Origin of the sequence: Microvirga sp. GCM10011540 (genome assembly GCF_042650665.1) — a bacterium.
Lineage (GTDB): Bacteria > Pseudomonadota > Alphaproteobacteria > Rhizobiales > Beijerinckiaceae > Microvirga > Microvirga lenta.
The window spans coordinates 1-16,932 of the sequence record NZ_JBHSBQ010000140.1 but is presented as its reverse complement, the minus strand read 5'-3'; the positions used below and the strand labels follow the sequence as shown (position 1 = coordinate 16,932).

Here is a 16,932-nt window from a genome sequence, read left to right as displayed (position 1 = left end):
TAGATCAACCAGATGGGAGGTCGCAGGCCTGCCTTAAAGAGCGACATGTTGAACACCTTTTCCGCAGGAAGCGGCGGCGGCAAAGGGCCGCCCCAAACGCAAAACGCCCGGCCTCGACGGCCGGGCGTTCCGTTTTACGCGTGTGCGTCCGGCCTTAGGCCTTCTTGTTCAGAATGCCTTCGAAGGGCTTCAGCGCCTCGGTTGCGAGGGCGGAATAGAGAGCGCCCATCTTCGTCGACTGGCTGACGAGGCTGTCGTAGGCGCCCTTGACATAATCGGTCTGAATCTCGATTGCCTTGTCCAGCGTCCGCACGCCGATAAGCTTTTCCATCGTCGAGGTGTTGTGCTCGAACGATTTCCGGGCGAATTCGGCAGACTCGGTGGCGATGGCCTGGGCATTGGTCGAGAAGGCACCGAAGGCCTTCATGGCGGCGTCCAGGTTGCCCTGACCGAACTTCTGGATTTGTTCGAACGAGTTAATCATGATGAACCTCGGCTTTTGATACTTTCGCTGGCATAATACTGCCCAGCAAACGATAAAGCATAATATGTGCACTGCACAAAAAATGTCAACTTCATTGTGCATTGCACAATGAGTCAGTCACAAGGGTCCCGCCGTTAACGCGCTCGTAACCGCAACCTCTTACCGTCGAAGACTGTGTCGCGCCGGCAACGATCTCCACCAAGGGGCGGCTGGCGAAAGGCCTAAGACCAAACGAAACAGGGATTTTTTCAGGATGAGTTCAGTTTGGGTCGGACGTCGAAGGACTTTGGCCATTGTCGGAATTGCTACGTCCATTGCCATTGCCCTTACCTCCCCCGCTGACGCCGCCCGCCGCAAGGCGAAGAGCGGCGGCGGCTACAATCCCCCTTATGCCTCCATCGTCGTCGACGCGAAGACCGGCAAGGTCCTCCAGGGCACGAACGCGGACGAGCCCCGGATTCCGGCCTCGATCACCAAGGTCATGTCGCTCTACCTGCTGTTCGAGCAGCTCGAGCGCGGCCGGATGCGCCTGGATACGCCTCTCACGGTTTCAGCCTATGCAGCCGGCCAGGCCCCGACTAAGCTCGGCCTGAAGCCGGGTTCGACCATCGAGGTCGAGGACGCCATCAAGGCCATGGTGACCCTCTCGGCCAACGACGTTTCCGTGGTGGTCGCCGAAAACATTGCCGGCTCGGAGGACGCCTTCGCCCAGATGATGACACGCAAGGCGCGTGAGCTGGGCATGAACTCCACCGCCTTCTACAATCCGCACGGCCTGCCGCACGACCCGCCCAACATCACGACGGCTCGCGACCTGGCGATCCTGGGGCGTGCCGTTCAGGACCGCTTTCCGAAGTATTTCGCCTATTTCCAGACACGCTCGTTCCAGTACGGCCAGCGGAACATCCGGGGCCATAACCGGCTTCTGGGGAAGGTCGAGGGCGTGGACGGCATCAAGACGGGCTATACCCGCCTTTCCGGCTTCAACCTGCTGACCTCCGTCAACACCGATACCCGCAGCGTCGTCGCCGTGGTGCTCGGCGGGCGCTCGGGCGCCTCGCGCGACCAGCAGATGGCCGCGCTGATCGACAATCACCTGCCGCGTGCCTATGCGGGCGCCCGGCTGACGCCTCCCGTCGTCGAAGGGACCCATTCGACCACCGTGGCCGCAGCCCCCGCTCCTGCTCCGGTCGTCCCTGCCGCCCCTGTGAGGGTGGCTGCGGCAACCCCCGAAGCGCCGGTGCCTCAGCCGGCTCCCGAGCGCAAGCCGCTCGATCTGAGCTCCCTGCGGCCGGTCGTCGCCTCGGCGGCAGGCGCCAGCTCCACCACGACCCCGTCCTCCGGCCCGGCCATCCGCTGGCAGAAGGGTCCGGATCCGGTGCCGCAGAATACGCAGGCCTATGCTGCCCTCCCGAACGAGACGACGCCGGTTGCGTCGGCCGCTCCGCAGCCGAAGGTCTCGGCGAAAGTGGAAGACCGCGTGCCCGCCTCGGCTCCTGCCCCTGCCCCCGTCAAAACGGCCGCGATCAAGGTCGAAGCGCCCAAGGCCGAGGCCGTCGAGGCCCAGAAGCCCGCTGCTCGTCCGGCTGTGAGCGGCTGGGTGATCCAGCTCGGCGCAACCGATGATGAGGAAAAGGCCAAGGCCATGCTCGACGCGGCCCGCTCGCGCTCCGGCAAGCTCCTCGCCAAGGCAGCCCCCTTCACCGAGAAGATCACGAAGGACGGCAGCACCCTCTATCGCGCCCGCTTCTCCGGTTTCGACGAATCCGCAGCCGCCGAGCGCGCCTGCAAGACCCTGAAGAAGAGCGGCTTCGCCTGCTTCGCCTCCCGAGGCTGACCCAAAGACTGGTGACGGCGCGCGTATTGCGCCGTCACCCTTCCCCCTCACCGGATCGCGCGTGGAGTATCAGCGATGTCGGCTCAACAGAGTTTCCCTGGCCTGGTTTACCCGGGCCGCGAGATAAGCCGTCCCCCCATGGTCGGGATGGAGTTTCTTCATCAGCGTCCGATACGCTTTCTGGACCTGGTCGACGCTCGCGCCAGGCTGAAGCCCCAGGATCTGGTAGGCTTCCTCTTTCGACATTACGCCCGCATGCGCATGAGTGCGCGTCCGCGTGTCGCGATCTCCCTGAGCGTATTCACGCCATCCGGCAAACCGGCGATCAAAATAAGCCTCTAGGAGGGCGACGCCCTCGGGATCAAGGGCGCTGCACTCCTCGTGGAGGCGCTGGAAAGCGGACTGGTCGAGACTGGAAAACTGCCGTCCGGCGAAGGTCCCGGCCAGAACCGAGCCATCCATCATCCCGGTGGAATGGTCTATTTCCATCTCGATCATCGCGGAGCGGATGCGGGAGAAGCGGCTGCCGGAGCCGCCCTTCATCCGCTGCCAGGGCCCCGGCAGGCTCAGGACGCTCCAGCCCAGAGCCCAGGCCCCGAAGCCTCCGAGCAGAAGGGCCATATCGATCCGCCCCCGCAAGCCGAGCACGACCGCGGCGCCCAGAGCCGCGACGCCGGCGGCAACCTTGAGCGCCTTGGCGACGGCGGCCGTGTCGGATCGAACGAAAACCTTCGCTAGCCACCACAGAAGCCCGGCGACAGCGATCCCGTAAAGCAGCATCATGATCGTGCTCCCCGCTTCCACATGTGGGCGGGGACGAGGCGCTTGTAAATGCGCCTCATGACCAAGGTACGAAGATTATGGAAAATCGGGAGCGGCCGGGGATCCCAAGGCAGGGCCGCGATGGCTGCGCGGCCGCTCCGGAAAGAGCTAGTGCAGGAGACGGGCCGGGCCGCGCTGGCGCTCGCGCTCCCATGCCTGAACGACGACCCCATTGATGCCCACATCCTGCAGGCGGTCGCTCAGATCGATGAAATGACGCTCCGTCGTCTCGACGTCGACCTCGATCTGTTCGTCGTCAGGCTGGGATTCATCGGCTAGTTCGAGCTCCGAGGCAGCGTACCTCTCGTAGGCGGCGGACATTTCCGCATAGGCGAAAGCCACGGGAAGGGTACGGAAGATCGTGGAAAACTCCTCGTCCAGGTCACCTGTTGCCAGATCGCGCATTTGAACGAGATACCCGTCCGCATGCTCACACACTTCATAACGCCAGTGCCGGCCTTCGGATGCTGTTAGAAGCATCGCCACCTCCACTCAACTGAACTGTTGAGCAAATGCGAATCGCGGCTCGGCGGTTCCACGAGGCGGCTTAGGGAAAAAGGCTAACGGCGGAGGCCTGTTTCCGCCCTGACGCGACCGCCGACCCGCACCTTGGTGCCATGACCGAGATCGACGAAGCCGTCGCCGCCTCTCATGTCGCTGTGAACGGAGGACTTCGCCTCGCGTCGATCGAGGTGCCTGCACTCGGGCGGCAGGTGAACGGGGATGCCGGGCGGCACGTCCGGCATGCGGCACTCTTTCGCAAGCGCCGGTCCCGCGGCAATGAGCAGGCCGAGAATGATGACGGGTCGCATAAACATCGCCTCGATTAACACATGTTAGAGTAGTCCGAGTTCGGCAAGCTCGCGACGCATGGTTTCAGGCATGACGGCGAGATCGCCGGTCCCGGCGCCGATGTCACGCGGAGCGTCTTTCGAAGCGAGATAGCGCCAGCCCTGGAACGGCCTGTACGGACGCGGCTCGACGCAGACGACCTTCGGCTCCAGCACGAGCCTGCAGCGGCCGATCCCGTCCGCATCGGTGAACGGACGGACATCGAGAAGAGCCTGGCGACAGGCCACCTGCCCGCGAATGACCCAGAACAGGGACCCGCCATCGAGCAGTTCCTCGACGCGCTTTGGCACCATGCGCGTGGTGTGCGTCTGCTCGTAGTCGCGCCCGAGGCGCCGATAGTGACCCCGGTTCTCCTCGATCCATTCCTCGAGGTCCGTGATCGAGTCGCAGCCGACGCAGAGCTTGATAAGATGCAGTGCCATGCGAATGTTGAACCATGCGTGCCGGAACCGGAAAACCGGACGATGCGCCGCAGGTCACTCCTCCCTCTTAAGAACGATGAGCCGCGCGCCTTCCGCCACCTGGGCGCCGGGTTCGGCGGCAATTTCAGCCACCTCGCCGTCCGCGGGCGCGATCAGGACATGCTCCATCTTCATGGCCTCGACTATGGCGAGTCGCTGCCCCTTCTCGACCCTGTCGCCCGGCTGCACGAAGAGCGCGATGAGCTTTCCATGCATGGGCGCCTTGATGGAATCGCCGCCATCCATGTGTTCGAGATCGATGTCGAACGGATCGTACATCGCGATGCGCGTCTGGCGCCCCTCGCGCAGGACGATGACTCCGTCGTCGGTCATCGCGAAGCCGCGCGGGTCGAGAGGCATGTAGTCCTCGATCAGATGCGAGACGCCATCGCCCCACCGCACCGCGACGTTCAGGGCCGCGTGATGTGCGCTCGGATCGGGCCATTCCAGCACGGCCTCGGTGCGCTCGCCGTCGACCTTGATCGGGAAGCCCTGGCGGCGCGGCCCGGCGAGTTGGAAGCCGTCATGATCGTCCCAGGCGGTTTCAGCGCTACCCACTTGGACGGTCGAGCGATAGTTCCGCAGGTCGAAATCGTGCTCCAGCAATCTGAGCACGCCGAGACGGACCGATTCCGGATCCGCCGCCTGAGGCGCGGCACCGAGCTGCTCCATGTTGCGGTCGATATATCCCGTGTCGAACTGTCCCTTCCTGAACTCCCTCGCCTCGCAGAGCTTCTTCAGGAAGGCCACGTTGGTCTTCGGTCCTGCGACGACGGTGTCGCCCAGTGCCTCGGCCAAGCGCGAAAGCGCTTCCTCGCGGGTGGCCCCATGGGCGATGACTTTCGCGATCATGGGATCGTAATAAGGCGTGACCTCGTCGCCCGCCTGCACCCCGGTATCGATGCGGAGCCCCTCGTCTTCCGGAAAGTCGAGCGCCCAGAGCTTTCCCGTCGATGGCAGGAATTCCTTCTCGGGATCCTCGGCGTAGAGGCGCGCCTCGACCGCATGGCCGTGGATTTCGAGGTCGTCCTGGTTGAAGGGAAGCCAGTCGCCCGAGGCAACCTGGAACTGAAGCTCCACGAGGTCCAGGCCGGTGATTGCTTCCGTCACCGGATGCTCGACCTGAAGACGGGTGTTCATCTCCATGAAATAGAACCGGTCGGGGCGGAGCCCCTCGCGACCGTCCGCGATGAATTCCACCGTACCCGCGCCCACATAGCCGACGGCGCGCGCCGCCTCGACGGCGGCCTTGCCCATGATTTCGCGCATCTCGGGCGTCATGCCGGGGGCCGGCGCTTCCTCGATCACCTTCTGGTGCCGGCGCTGGAGCGAGCAATCGCGCTCGAAGAGGTGCACCACGTTGCCCTCTTGGTCGGCGAAGACCTGGATCTCGATGTGGCGCGGGGCGAGGATGTATTTCTCGACCAGAACGCGCGGATCGCCGAAGGCGCTCGAGGCCTCGCGCTGCGCACTTTCCAGGGCCGCATCGAAGTCGGCCGCCTTCTCGACCCGCCGCATTCCCTTGCCGCCGCCGCCGGCCACAGCCTTGATGAGGACCGGATAGCCGATCTCATAGGCTTTCTGCCGCAGGAAGTCCGGATCCTGCTTGGAGCCGTGATAGCCCGGCACGACCGGCACCCCGGCCTGCTGCACAAGGGCCTTCGCGGCATCCTTCAGGCCCATGGCACGGATCGCCGAGGCGGGCGGGCCGACGAAGACGATTCCGTTCTGGGCGCAGGCCTCGGCGAACTCCGCCCGCTCGGACAGGAAGCCGTAGCCGGGGTGAATGCAGGCGGCGCCCGTACGCTTGGCGACGTCGAGGATGCGTTCGATCTGCAGATAGCTCTCCCGTGCGGGCGCCGGACCGATGAGATGGGCCTCGTCGGCCATGCGCACGAAGAGCGCATCCGCATCCGCTTCCGAATAGACCGCAATGGTGCGCATGCCCATCCGCTTGGCGGTCCGGATGATGCGGCATGCAATCTCGCCGCGATTGGCGATCAGGACACTCTCGAGCACGTTCCAATCCCTCGTCCGAAGCCTTTGGCCACTTGCCGATCAGCTAGAGCAAAACCCGCAGGTCTTGTCACCATCCAACCTGCGGCCCTGCGTCTCCGGTCCCAGGTCATAGGGCGCCGACCACCCGTTCGTAGGGGCTGGAGCATAGATTGGCCGCATCCGAGCGGAAAACCTCCGAGCGGAACGTCGACCAGTGGAATTCCCTCCTCTTCAGGACGATAATCCGAAACAGCCTGCATGCAGATTACGACCGGCACGGCACGCCGACTGTTCCCGCCTGTCGCCTGCGGCAGGCCCTCTGCCAAGTTCTGGAGCTCGACCCGCCATGATCAGGATTCGCCCATCGCGCCCCACGGACGTGCCCGCCATGTTCGAGATCTGGCGGGAGGCGGTGCGCGCCACGCACGGCTTCCTGACGGAAGAGGACATCCAGTTCTATGCCGTACAGGTGCGGGACCATTACCTGCCATCCTGCCCCTTCTGGGTCGCCACCACGGAAGGCGATGAGCCGAAGGGCTTCATGGGAATGACGGGAGCGAAGATCGACGCGCTTTTCGTTCATCCCTCGGAGCACGGCAAGGGAATAGGCCGGGCGCTCGTCGCCCATGCCGCGTCGCTCGCCGGTGAGCTGACGGTCGACGTCAATGAGCAGAACGCGGGGGCCTGCTCGTTCTACGGGCGGCTCGGATTCCGTCAGACAGGGCGGTCGGAGCTCGATGGTTCGGGAAAGCCGTTCCCGATCCTGCATCTTGCGCGCGCCAGCGCCACGACCTGACGGCCCGACGCGAAAAGGGCCGCCTCTCGGCGGCCCTCTTTGGTTACGCGTCCTTGAGGCGTCCCAGCGCCTCTTCCATCTTGCCCTTCCGCGAGAGGGCCTCGTCCCGGCGCTCGCGCTGCTCCTCGACCACCTCTTCCGGCGCCCGCTTGAGGAAGTCCGCGTTTCCGAGCTTCGCGTCGATCTTTCCGACCTCGGCATCAAGCTTCTGGATCTCCTTGGCGAGACGCGCCCGCTCGGCCGCGAGATCGATGACGCCTTCCAGCGGAAGGGCCGCCACCTCGCCCCGGATCAGAAGCTGGATCGAGCTCTTGGGAGCGGCATCGGCCGTGCCGATCTCCGACAGGCGCGCGAGGCGCTTGACGATGTCGCCCCAGCGCCCGACACGGGCCTGCACATCGGCCGAAGGCGACACGAGCACCAGCGGAATCTGCGCACCTGCCGGAACGTTCGTCTCGGAACGGGCCGAACGCACCTCGGTGACGAGGTCGACGACCCAGCCGATCTCCGCCTCGGCGGCCTCGTTCACGAGCCCCTTGAGCTCCGGCCATGGCGTCAGCGCCAGAATGGTCTCGCGCTTCGGGCCTTCCTCGCCCTTGATCGCCCACAGCTCCTCGGTGAGGAACGGCATGAACGGATGCAGGAGCTTGCAGATTTCATCGAACACGAAGGCGATGGTCGCACGCGTCTCGTCCTTCGCAGGAGAATCCTCACCCTGCAGCACGGGCTTGGCGAGTTCGAGCGTCCAGTCGCAGAAGACGTTCCAGACGAAGCGATAGGCTGCGAGCGCCGCTTCGTTGAACTTGTAGGCCTGGATGCCGGCCGCGACCTCGTCCACCGCCTTGGCGCACTCGCTGAGCGCCCATTGATTGAGCGTCTCCTTGACGGAGGCCGGATCGAAGCCTTCGACGCGCTTGCACTCATTCATCTCGGCGAAGCGTGCCGCGTTCCAGATCTTGGTCGCGAAGTTGCGGTAGCCCTCGACGCGCTGGACGCTGAGCTTGATGTCGCGTCCCTGGGCGGCCATGGCCGAGAGCGTCATGCGCAGGGCGTCCGCGCCGTACTGCTCGATGAGTTCGAGGGGGTCGATCACGTTCCCCTTCGACTTCGACATCTTCGCGCCCTTCTCGTCACGGACGAGGGCATGGATGTAGACCGTGTCGAACGGCACCTCGTCCATGAAGTGCAGGCCCATCATCATCATGCGGGCGACCCAGAAAAAGATGATGTCGAAGCCCGTCACGAGGGTGTTGGTCGGATAGTACCGCTTCACCTCCGGCGTCTCTTCGGGCCAGCCGAGCGTCGAGAACGGCCACAGGGCCGAGGAGAACCAGGTATCGAGCACGTCCTCGTCGCGCTTGAGCGCCACGTCGCCGCCGTGCTTGGCGCGGGCCTCGGCCTTCGCCTCCTCTTCGCTCATGGCCACGTAGGTGTTGCCCTGATCGTCGTACCAGGCGGGAATCTGGTGTCCCCACCAGAGCTGACGCGACACGCACCACGGCTCGATGTTCTCGAGCCATTGGAAATAGGTCTTCTCCCAGTTCTCGGGCACGAACTTGGTCTGTCCCTTGCGCACGGCACCGAGCGCCCGCTCGGCCAGCGGCTTCACGTTCACGTACCACTGATCCGTGAGATAGGGCTCGATCACCACGCCCGAACGGTCGCCGTGCGGAACCATGTGGGTGTGGGGCTCGATCTGGACGAGGAACTCCTTCTCCTCGAGCAGCGCCACGATGCGCTTGCGCGCCTCGGCCCGGTCGACGCCGTGGAGAGCGAGAACGGCTTCGAGCTCGCCCGTCGAGGGCAGATCGGCGAGGAAAGCCTCGTTGCCGGCGAGCTGAAGCTCGGCCTCCGGGCCCAGGATGTTGATGAGCGGCAGCTTGTGGCGCCTGCCGACCTCGAAATCGTTGAAGTCGTGCGCCGGGGTGATCTTCACCGCACCCGTGCCCTTCTCCGGGTCGGAATATTCGTCCGCCACGATGGGGATGCGGCGGCCCACGAGCGGCAGGACGGCGAACTTGCCGACGAGATCCTTGTAGCGCTCATCCTCGGGATGAACGGCCACGGCCACGTCGCCGAGCATCGTCTCCGGGCGGGTGGTGGCGACCGTGATGAAGCGGTCCGCCTCCCCCTCGACAGCATAGCGGATGTGCCAGAGGCTGCCCTTCACCTCGACCTGCTGGACCTCCAGGTCCGAGATCGCGGTCTGGAACTTCGGGTCCCAGTTCACAAGGCGCTTGTCCTTGTAGATCAGCCCCTGCCTGTAGAGATCGACGAAGACCTTCAGGACGGCGTGCGACAGCCCCTCGTCCATGGTGAAGCGCTCGCGCGACCAGTCGCAGGAGGCGCCGAGGCGCTGGAGCTGCGACTTGATCCTGCCGCCGGATTCTTCCTTCCAGGCCCAGACGCGATTGACGAACTCCTCGCGCCCGAGCTGGCGCCGGTGGATCTGCTGCTCCATGAGCTGGCGCTCGACCACCATCTGGGTGGCGATGCCCGCATGGTCCATGCCCGGCTGCCAGAGAACGTCGCGCCCCCGCATGCGCTCGAAGCGGCAGAGGATGTCCTGGATCGTGTTGTTGAGGGCATGCCCCATGTGGAGCGATCCCGTCACGTTCGGCGGCGGGATGACGATCGTATAGGGGCTCGCGTCCTTGCGATCCTGCCGCCCGGCCTTGAAGGCCTCGGCCTCATCCCAGCGGGTTGAAATGCGCGCCTCGACGGCGGCGGGATCGAACGTCTTGTCCATCATGGGTCAGTACCGGCAAGTTGGCGCGCCAAACGCGCGAGCAAGACGGCTACAAACCGGACCGATGCGGCGAAGTCAACCGAAGGAAAACAAACTCAGCGCCGGCTGCGGGTCACCCGCTCGATTTCAGCCTGGACGAGCCGCTCGACGAGAGGCGGAAGGTTGTCGTCCAGCCACGTCTTGAGCATGGGACGCAGCATTTCCTTCGCCAGATCCTCCAGGGTCTTCGGCGCATTCTGCGCCACCGTCGAATCAAGACGCATGAACGCATCCGCGACGGAAGCATCGGCCTTGCTGGACAGGAGCGGCTCCTCGGCCTCGATTGCCGGAGCAGGAATGATCGGCGCCTTGGCGCTTGAAACCCGCGGCTGAGGGGCCGGCTGCTCGACCTTGGCAATGCTGGGGAAATCCATCACGGGCGCATCGTCACCCATCTCGTCGTCTTCGTCCTCGTCGAAGGCCGTGAGAACAGGCGGTTCCAGCTCCGGATCGGGCAGGATCGGCAGTATTTCGGCAGAGACTTGGTGCTCCGTCAGGTCGAGCACGTTCCGCAGGGGCGAGCCCTCACTGGAAGACGCTCCCGGCTGCACGATCTGCAATGTCTCTTGGTCATCAGCGATGATGCGCCGGATGGAAGCAAGTATTTCTTCCATCGAAGGTTCGCTGATCTTTGCGCTTACTGAAGTCATCTGCCCGCCCGCCGCACTCTTTATAGAGTTTAAGAATCACATTCTTACGAATGTCTTAAGTATTTCATAGGCAGGCGGGGAAGCAAGTAGAGCCGGGCGCAACAATCGCGTTGTCGCCCGGATTTTTCAGCGTCCGTCAGGAGTGACCAGGCCACCCCAGAGATCCTTGACCTGATCGAAGTGGATCTTCGGGCTGTAGTGGTTGACGGCAAGGCCGAGGGCACGGGAGTTCAGGCGACCCATGGCCTGGACGACCGCATAGGAGGCGACCACACGGTCGCGCTGGGCCGTGATGAGGTTCACCCGGGCGTTGAGCAGTTCCTGCTGGGCGTTGAGGACGTCCAGAGTTGTGCGCTGACCGACCCGAGCCTCCTCGCGAACGCCGTTGAGCGCGGTCTCGGCAGCATCCACCTGAGACTGGGCGGCGGCAATCTGAGCCCGGGCCGCCTCGAGCTGCCCCCAGGAGGTGATCACGAACGCGCGGACCTGATCGCGAATGGCATCGGCTTCCAGACGGCGCTGACCGACGACTTCCTTGGCCTGGCGGGTGCTGGCATAGGCTTGGCCGCCGTCGTAGATCGGCACGTTCAGCTGAGCGACCACCGAGGCCGACAGGGCACGGTCGCCTTCGACCTGGTTGTCGTAGCGCTGCGCGACCGTACCGCGCACGCCGAGCTGCGGCGCCAGGGCGCCCTGCTCGATCTTGACCTGCAGCTCGGCCACATCGACCCCATGCAGGGCCGCCTTGATGGCCGGGTGCTCGTTGAAGGCGATCCGGAGGGCGGCATCCACGTTCCGGGGCACCAGCCGGTCCAGCGGACGGCCCGGCGCGAGCTGGCGCGGCTCGGCTCCGACGACCTGCCGGTACTGGGCAATGCTGGCGCGGAGGTTCGACTCGGCCAGGCTGGCCTGGGAGCGCGCAAGCGCCAGGCGGGATTCGGCCTGGGCCACGTCGGTTCGCGTCACTTCGCCGACGTTGAAGCGGTCCTGGGTCTGGCGGAGCTGTTCGTCGATCACCTCGACGTTGTTGCGCTGGAGATCGAGGATCGCCGTGTCGCGCAGCACGTTCATGTAGGCGGAGGCCGCATCGAACAGGATGTTCTGCTCGTTGTTGTTGAGGTTTTCGCGCGCCCCGAACACGGACGATTCAGCCTGCCGGACGGAGTTTTCGGTGCGAAACCCGTTGAAGATCGTCTGATCGACCTGCACGCCGACCCCACGAGGAGTGAGCCTGCTGATCCCTCCCCCGCCTCCCGGACGGGTCACGTCCGAGAAGGTCCGGCCCACATCCGCCGAGGCATTGACCTGAGGACGGTAGCCGGACTTCGCGCGGGCCACGTTCTCGTCCGTGGCGCGAACATTGGCGCGCTGGGAATTCAGGGTCGGATTGTATCCGTAGGCACGGGCGAGCGCACTTTCCAGGGTTTCCGCGGAAGCCCCCGAAGCCCCCGCCAAGACGAAAGCAGAGGCCATTACGCCGAAGAGAGTCCGGTACTTTTTAATAAACTGACTGTTGTTCACGCCCACCTGCCCGTCGGCTCAGCGGTCCTCCCGCAGCCCGACCTATGAATTTTCTAATCCAACCCGACTCAAAGCGAAACAATACCCAAGGGGTAAGAGTCGGCAATCGTCTGTGCGGCGGTTAGTAGCGATTAGTGGGGGAGTGGCGCAAAAAAGCGACACTGCCGGCTCCCGTGCCGACCGACTCAGAACGTGAATCCGGGCTTGGCCTGGAACGGCTCGAGCAGAGGAGCGGCGGCATCGAACATGGTGCGCTCGCCGAAAGTGTCGCCGGAACGGACGTAGAGCGTCGCACGAGCGGCACGGCCGCGGCCCTTCACGCAGACCAGACGCCCACCGTCGGCCAGCTGCTCGAGCAGGCGCTCGGGACGCAGCTCGACGGCGCCGTTGATGAGGATGGCCTTGTAGGGGGCATTTTCCGGGCAGCCCTGATCCAGGGGGCCGTACTTGACGGTGACGCCCGCGACACCGGCAGCGGCAAGGCACTCTGCAGCGGTGGCGGCGAGCCCCTCGTCCGATTCAAGGGCCGTCACCTGTGCGCCCAGGGTGGCAAGAACGGCGGAAGAATAGCCGCGACCGCAGGCTACATCCAGAACCGCGTCCCCGGCCTCGATTCCGAGGGCCTGGATCAGACGCCCCATCACCATGGGCGACAGCATGTAGCGCCGTTCGGCGCCTTTGCTGACGGGAATATCCTGATCGATATAGGCAAGTTCCTCGCGCCCCGGCAGCACGAACCGCTCCCGCGGCACGTCGTCCATGGCATCCAGAAGAGGAATGTCGTTCACATCGAACGTGCGCAGCTGGCTATCAACCATCATACGGCGCGCCTGCGTGAAATCGACCATAGATTGCCTCAGAAGAAATTTTGGAGGCCTCGCCCGGAATCGAACCGGGGTGCAAGGATTTGCAGTCCTCTGCGTAACCACTCCGCCACGAGGCCATCCGGGGCGTGCCGCGAACGCGACGGGTGCTCCATAGCAGAGCCCGCACCAAAAGAGCAACAGTCGCTTTTCGAGATGAGTCACAATCAAGGGACTTGCAACCCGCCCAAGCCCCCGTTATATGCCTCCCCACCGCAGGCCGCTGCGGCATCTGGTTCGCCAGACGCACCGGCCCAGGGAAGCACACCGCGCTTCCTGAAGGTGTGGCATTATTCCGGCGTGGCGCAGCGGTAGCGCAGCGGACTGTTAATCCGTTGGTCGTAGGTTCGAATCCTACCGCCGGAGCCATCCTTCCCATCATAGGACAATCTCCCATCTTCAGCCTCGGCCCTTCCATTCTGGACGGGGTTTCCGCGCGCCCGGCGGCACTGCGCCGCTGACGGAGAGGACTTTGCCCGCTCCGGCCCTCGTCTGGTTTCGTGACGATCACCGCCTGTCCGACAATCCCGCTTTGACGGCGGCGCTTGCGAGCGGCTCGCCGATTCTGTGTTTCTATATTCTCGACGAGGCATCCGAGGGTTTTCGTCCGTTTGGCGGCGCAGCACGCTGGTGGCTTCACGGTTCTCTCGAAGGCCTGGACTCGTCCCTGAAGGCTCTCGGATCCGAGCTGATTCTGCTGAGAGGTCATGCCCGCGACGTCGTGGAATGGCTTGTCCGGGAGACTGATGCTGCCGCCGTGTTCTGGAATCGCCGCTATGCGGCACCGGAAATCGCTGTCGATTCAGCCATCAAAGCCTCGCTGCAGAACAAGGGAATCACCGTCCGCAGCTTCAACGGCCGGCTCATCCACGAGCCTTGGGAGATCAAGAACCAGGCCGGACGCCCGTTCCAGGTCTTCACTCCTTACCTGCGCGCCGTCCTGTCGAGGGCGCTTCCAGCTCCCCTGCCCGCCCCGCAAGCCATTTCCGCCGGACACTGGCCTTCATCCATTCGCCGCGCGCATATCCCCCTTGCGTCGATGGGCCTCGAACCTTCCCGACCCGACTGGGCGGGAGGTCTCAGACGCAGCTGGCGGCGGGGAGAGGCCCAGGCTCGGGAGAAGCTTTCGCGGTTTCTGGACACGGCTCTGCGGGGCTATGCGGAGAATCGGGACAGGCCCGCCATGGCCGGCACGTCGCGCCTGTCTCCGCACCTGCGGTTCGGCGAAATCAGCCCGCGGCAGATCTGGCACGCTGTGGCCGCGCGCGTTGCGGAAGAGCCCGACCTGGAGCGGGATGCGGCGAAATTCCTGGGCGAGGTGATCTGGCGCGATTTCTGCCATCAGCTTCTCCACGACCACCCCCATCTCCCATTCGCCTCCCACAACGCCCGCTTCGAGCGCTTTCCCTGGAGCGAGGACGCGCGGATGCTCGCGGCCTGGCAGCACGGACGGACCGGCTATGCCATTGTCGATGCAGGCATGCGCCAGCTCTGGCAGACCGGCTGGATGCACAACCGGGTCCGGATGATCGCCGCATCCTTCCTGATCAAGCATCTCCTGACCGATTGGCGGCAAGGGGAAGCCTGGTTCTGGGACACCCTGGTGGATGCGGATGCAGCCAACAACGCCTTCGGCTGGCAGTGGACCGCCGGAAGCGGCCCGGACTCGGCTCCGTTCCATCGCATCTTCAACCCGGTCGCCCAAGGCGAGAAGTTCGATCCAGGCGGAGACTACATACGGGAATATCTGCCGGAGCTTGCCGGCCTGCCGGCGGCGCTGATCCACAAGCCATGGGAGGCCTCGCCGGACCTGCTCCGTTCCGTCGGCATCACGCCGGGAGAGACGTATCCTCACCCCGTGGTGCCGCACGGCGCCGCACGGGAGCGGGCCCTGGAGGCCTTTCGCAGCCTGCGCGCGCCATCACCCTGATTCTCTTTCGGCGAAGAGCGCTTGACCCGCCTGCCCGGTTGCCGTCAGCATCGCGCCGGATCCTCCGGCTGCCTGAACGCCGGTCTCAAGCTCACTACGACGGAACGATGATGACTGCCACGACGCCCCTGTTTCGCGACGATGCCTATGCTTCCTCCTGCCAGGCGACGGTGACCGGCGTCACGCCGGAAGGCGGCGTCGTTCTCGACCGCACGGTGTTCTATGCTCAAGGCGGCGGCCAGCCCGGCGATGCCGGTGCGATTCTTCGCTCCAACGGCGAGCGGATCGCCGTGACGAACACGGTCTACGGCCCCGACCGGTCGCAGATCGTCCATCTGGTTGGAACGGAGGCGGCTTCCCGCATCGCGCCCGGAGAGTCCGTCGAACTTCAGCTCGACTGGGCCAAGCGCTTCAAGCGGATGCGCGTCCACACGGCCCTGCACCTGCTCAGCGTCGTGCTGCCCTACCCGGTCACCGGCGGCGCCATCGGCGACGGGGACGGCCGGCTCGATTTCGATCTTCCCGAAGGAGGGCTCGACAAGGCGGATGTGACCGAGAAGCTCAATGCCCTGATCGCCCGGGACGCTCCGGTCACGGAGCGCTGGATCACCGACGAGGAGCTGGATGCCAATCCGGGCCTCGTCAAGACCATGTCCGTGAAGCCGCCGCGAGGCTCGGGCCGCATCCGCCTCGTGGAGATCGAAGGCATCGATCTCCAGCCCTGCGGCGGCACTCACGTGCGCCGCACCGGCGAGATCGGAACGGTGGCGATCACCGACATCGAGAAGAAGGGCAAGCAGAACCGTCGCGTTCGCATGTCCCTCGTCGATTGAACCCATCAGGAGCAGTTCGATGACGCAGCCCTTCGTTTCCACCGCATGGCTTCAGGAGCATCTGAACGACACGAATCTCGTGGTCGTGGACGGCTCCTGGTATCTCCCGACCCAGAACCGCGACCCCGAGGCGGAATATCTCGCCGGCCACATTCCCGGTGCGGTCCGCTTCGACATCGACACGGTCAAGGACCGCTCGTCGTCCCTGCCCCACATGCTGCCGTCGCCGGAGGAATTCGCGCGGATTGTCGGCACCATGGGCATTTCAGAGGACATGACGGTCGTCGTCTATGACGGTGCGGGCCTGTTCTCGGCCGCACGGGTGCGCTGGACCTTCCGCGTCTTCGGCGCGAGCAACGTCTTCATCCTGGACGGCGGGTTTCCGGCCTGGAAGGCGGAGGGGCGCCCCATCGAGACCGGCCCGGAGCGGCAGCGCGAACCGAGGACGTTCACGCCCTCCTTCGATGCGGATGCCGTGGCTGACGTGACGGACGTGCAAGCGGCGCTCGGCTCGGATAGCATCCAGGTGGTTGACGCGAGGCCCGCGGACCGCTTCCGTGGCGAAGCACCCGAGCCCCGTCCGGGATTGAGGGCAGGACACATGCCGAAGAGCCTCAACGTTCCTTTCTCGCAACTCGTCGAGAACGGCCGCCTGAAGGACAAGGCGGGCATCGACCAGGCGCTGGAGCAGGCCGGCGTCGATCCCGGCCGCCCGGTCATCGCGAGCTGCGGTTCCGGCGTCTCCGCGGCGATTCTCTCGCTGGCGCTCGAGACTGCGGGACATCCAGCCGGCGTGGTCTATGACGGCTCCTGGGCCGAATGGGGCGCGCGGGAGGACCTACCGGTCGAGACTGACCTGCCGCAGAAGCTCTAGATCGGATCGGGACCAGGTCCGATTCTCCACACGACCGGTCGAACATGAAAAAGCCCCGAGACATCTCGGGGCTTTTTGCGGTCTCCGATGACTGGATCAGTGCAGGATCTGGGACAGGAAGAGCCTCGTGCGCTCGTGCTGCGGGTTCCTGAAGAACTCGTCGGGCGTGTTCATTTCCACGATCTGCCCGTAATCCATGAAGATCACCCGATCCGCCACCTGG

Annotated in this window: 15 protein-coding genes, 2 tRNA genes and 1 pseudogene; 6 read left to right on the top strand and 12 right to left on the bottom strand. The window is 64.8% G+C overall.

Going from position 1 to position 16,932, the window contains the following annotated elements; all coding sequences use genetic code 11:
* Positions 1–154: 154 nt before the first annotated feature.
* A complete protein-coding gene (locus ACFOYU_RS22515) occupies positions 155–484 on the bottom strand; it encodes a phasin family protein (protein ID WP_226741780.1) in 330 nt (109 codons plus the stop codon).
* A 253-nt stretch (positions 485–737) separates the two neighbouring features.
* Between ACFOYU_RS22515 and ACFOYU_RS22510 the strand changes: the two genes are divergently transcribed.
* Positions 738–2,321: a serine hydrolase gene (locus ACFOYU_RS22510; protein WP_377035307.1), complete on the top strand. Its 1,584-nt coding sequence runs from the start codon at positions 738–740 to the stop codon at positions 2,319–2,321.
* 69 nt (positions 2,322–2,390) lie between these two features.
* Here ACFOYU_RS22510 and ACFOYU_RS22505 read toward each other — a convergent pair whose 3' ends face one another.
* From ACFOYU_RS22505 to ACFOYU_RS22485, 5 genes are all read right to left on the bottom strand, one after another.
* The gene (locus ACFOYU_RS22505) at positions 2,391–3,104 is read right to left on the bottom strand and encodes a DnaJ domain-containing protein (RefSeq protein WP_377035306.1); all 714 of its coding nucleotides are present in this window, start codon (positions 3,102–3,104) and stop codon (positions 2,391–2,393) included.
* A 147-nt stretch (positions 3,105–3,251) separates the two neighbouring features.
* Complete coding sequence (locus ACFOYU_RS22500) at positions 3,252–3,623, bottom strand: hypothetical protein (RefSeq protein ID WP_377035305.1); 372 nt, start codon at positions 3,621–3,623, stop codon at positions 3,252–3,254.
* Between the two features lie 80 nt (positions 3,624–3,703).
* Positions 3,704–3,955 carry a hypothetical protein gene (locus ACFOYU_RS22495; protein ID WP_377035304.1) on the bottom strand — a complete coding sequence of 84 codons (252 nt, stop codon included), beginning with the start codon at positions 3,953–3,955 and terminating at the stop codon, positions 3,704–3,706.
* 24 nt (positions 3,956–3,979) lie between these two features.
* Positions 3,980–4,417, bottom strand: coding sequence for a DUF1489 family protein (locus tag ACFOYU_RS22490; RefSeq protein ID WP_226741776.1), 438 nt, complete (start codon positions 4,415–4,417; stop codon positions 3,980–3,982).
* A 54-nt stretch (positions 4,418–4,471) separates the two neighbouring features.
* Positions 4,472–6,475 (bottom strand): acetyl/propionyl/methylcrotonyl-CoA carboxylase subunit alpha, encoded by a 2,004-nt coding sequence (locus ACFOYU_RS22485; RefSeq protein WP_377035303.1) that lies wholly within the window; start codon positions 6,473–6,475, stop codon positions 4,472–4,474.
* Between the two features lie 325 nt (positions 6,476–6,800).
* Here ACFOYU_RS22485 and ACFOYU_RS22480 point away from each other — a divergent pair, with 325 nt between their 5' ends.
* Positions 6,801–7,250 carry an acetyltransferase gene (locus ACFOYU_RS22480; RefSeq protein WP_377035302.1) on the top strand — a complete coding sequence of 150 codons (450 nt, stop codon included), beginning with the start codon at positions 6,801–6,803 and terminating at the stop codon, positions 7,248–7,250.
* A 43-nt stretch (positions 7,251–7,293) separates the two neighbouring features.
* On the opposite strand, the gene ACFOYU_RS22475 is transcribed toward ACFOYU_RS22480, so the two are convergent.
* The 5 genes from ACFOYU_RS22475 to ACFOYU_RS22455 all read right to left on the bottom strand — a co-directional run bounded on the left by ACFOYU_RS22475 (position 7,294) and on the right by ACFOYU_RS22455 (position 13,152).
* A complete protein-coding gene (locus tag ACFOYU_RS22475) occupies positions 7,294–10,002 on the bottom strand; it encodes a valine--tRNA ligase (RefSeq protein WP_377035301.1) in 2,709 nt (902 codons plus the stop codon).
* 92 nt (positions 10,003–10,094) lie between these two features.
* The gene (locus tag ACFOYU_RS22470) at positions 10,095–10,652 is read right to left on the bottom strand and encodes a PopZ family protein (RefSeq protein WP_377035300.1); all 558 of its coding nucleotides are present in this window, start codon (positions 10,650–10,652) and stop codon (positions 10,095–10,097) included.
* 162 nt (positions 10,653–10,814) lie between these two features.
* Positions 10,815–12,161 carry a TolC family outer membrane protein gene (locus ACFOYU_RS22465; protein WP_377035299.1) on the bottom strand — a complete coding sequence of 449 codons (1,347 nt, stop codon included), beginning with the start codon at positions 12,159–12,161 and terminating at the stop codon, positions 10,815–10,817.
* A 233-nt stretch (positions 12,162–12,394) separates the two neighbouring features.
* Positions 12,395–13,057: a protein-L-isoaspartate O-methyltransferase gene (locus ACFOYU_RS22460; RefSeq protein WP_226741771.1), complete on the bottom strand. Its 663-nt coding sequence runs from the start codon at positions 13,055–13,057 to the stop codon at positions 12,395–12,397.
* Positions 13,058–13,078: 21 nt separating this feature from the next.
* Positions 13,079–13,152 (bottom strand) — tRNA-Cys (locus ACFOYU_RS22455).
* 214 nt (positions 13,153–13,366) lie between these two features.
* Between ACFOYU_RS22455 and ACFOYU_RS22450 the strand changes: the two genes are divergently transcribed.
* The 4 genes from ACFOYU_RS22450 to sseA all read left to right on the top strand — a co-directional run bounded on the left by ACFOYU_RS22450 (position 13,367) and on the right by sseA (position 16,709).
* A tRNA-Asn gene (locus tag ACFOYU_RS22450) sits at positions 13,367–13,441 on the top strand.
* 103 nt (positions 13,442–13,544) lie between these two features.
* Positions 13,545–15,002: a cryptochrome/photolyase family protein gene (locus ACFOYU_RS22445; protein ID WP_377035298.1), complete on the top strand. Its 1,458-nt coding sequence runs from the start codon at positions 13,545–13,547 to the stop codon at positions 15,000–15,002.
* A 38-nt stretch (positions 15,003–15,040) separates the two neighbouring features.
* Positions 15,041–15,835: an alanyl-tRNA editing protein gene (locus ACFOYU_RS22440; protein ID WP_377035297.1), complete on the top strand. Its 795-nt coding sequence runs from the start codon at positions 15,041–15,043 to the stop codon at positions 15,833–15,835.
* Positions 15,836–15,854: 19 nt separating this feature from the next.
* Positions 15,855–16,709, top strand: coding sequence for a 3-mercaptopyruvate sulfurtransferase (gene sseA, locus ACFOYU_RS22435; RefSeq protein ID WP_377035296.1), 855 nt, complete (start codon positions 15,855–15,857; stop codon positions 16,707–16,709).
* A 96-nt stretch (positions 16,710–16,805) separates the two neighbouring features.
* On the opposite strand, the pseudogene ACFOYU_RS22430 reads toward sseA, so the two are convergent.
* Positions 16,806–16,932 (bottom strand): annotated as a pseudogene (locus ACFOYU_RS22430) (amino acid ABC transporter ATP-binding protein); the annotation flags it as partial.

Bases quoted from the DNA above. Each gene is read 5' to 3' on its own strand.
- ACFOYU_RS22475 (WP_377035301.1), bottom strand. From the start codon at position 10,002: ATGATGGACAAGACGTTCGATCCCGCCGCCGTCGAGGCGCGCATTTCA.
- ACFOYU_RS22505 (WP_377035306.1), bottom strand. From the start codon at position 3,104: ATGATGCTGCTTTACGGGATCGCTGTCGCCGGGCTTCTGTGGTGGCTA.
- ACFOYU_RS22515 (WP_226741780.1), bottom strand. From the start codon at position 484: ATGATTAACTCGTTCGAACAAATCCAGAAGTTCGGTCAGGGCAACCTG.
- ACFOYU_RS22510 (WP_377035307.1), top strand. From the start codon at position 738: ATGAGTTCAGTTTGGGTCGGACGTCGAAGGACTTTGGCCATTGTCGGA.
- ACFOYU_RS22460 (WP_226741771.1), bottom strand. From the start codon at position 13,057: ATGGTCGATTTCACGCAGGCGCGCCGTATGATGGTTGATAGCCAGCTG.
- ACFOYU_RS22495 (WP_377035304.1), bottom strand. From the start codon at position 3,955: ATGCGACCCGTCATCATTCTCGGCCTGCTCATTGCCGCGGGACCGGCG.
- ACFOYU_RS22470 (WP_377035300.1), bottom strand. From the start codon at position 10,652: ATGGAAGAAATACTTGCTTCCATCCGGCGCATCATCGCTGATGACCAA.
- sseA (WP_377035296.1), top strand. From the start codon at position 15,855: ATGACGCAGCCCTTCGTTTCCACCGCATGGCTTCAGGAGCATCTGAAC.
- ACFOYU_RS22500 (WP_377035305.1), bottom strand. From the start codon at position 3,623: ATGCTTCTAACAGCATCCGAAGGCCGGCACTGGCGTTATGAAGTGTGT.
- ACFOYU_RS22480 (WP_377035302.1), top strand. From the start codon at position 6,801: ATGATCAGGATTCGCCCATCGCGCCCCACGGACGTGCCCGCCATGTTC.
- ACFOYU_RS22490 (WP_226741776.1), bottom strand. From the start codon at position 4,417: ATGGCACTGCATCTTATCAAGCTCTGCGTCGGCTGCGACTCGATCACG.
- ACFOYU_RS22465 (WP_377035299.1), bottom strand. From the start codon at position 12,161: ATGGCCTCTGCTTTCGTCTTGGCGGGGGCTTCGGGGGCTTCCGCGGAA.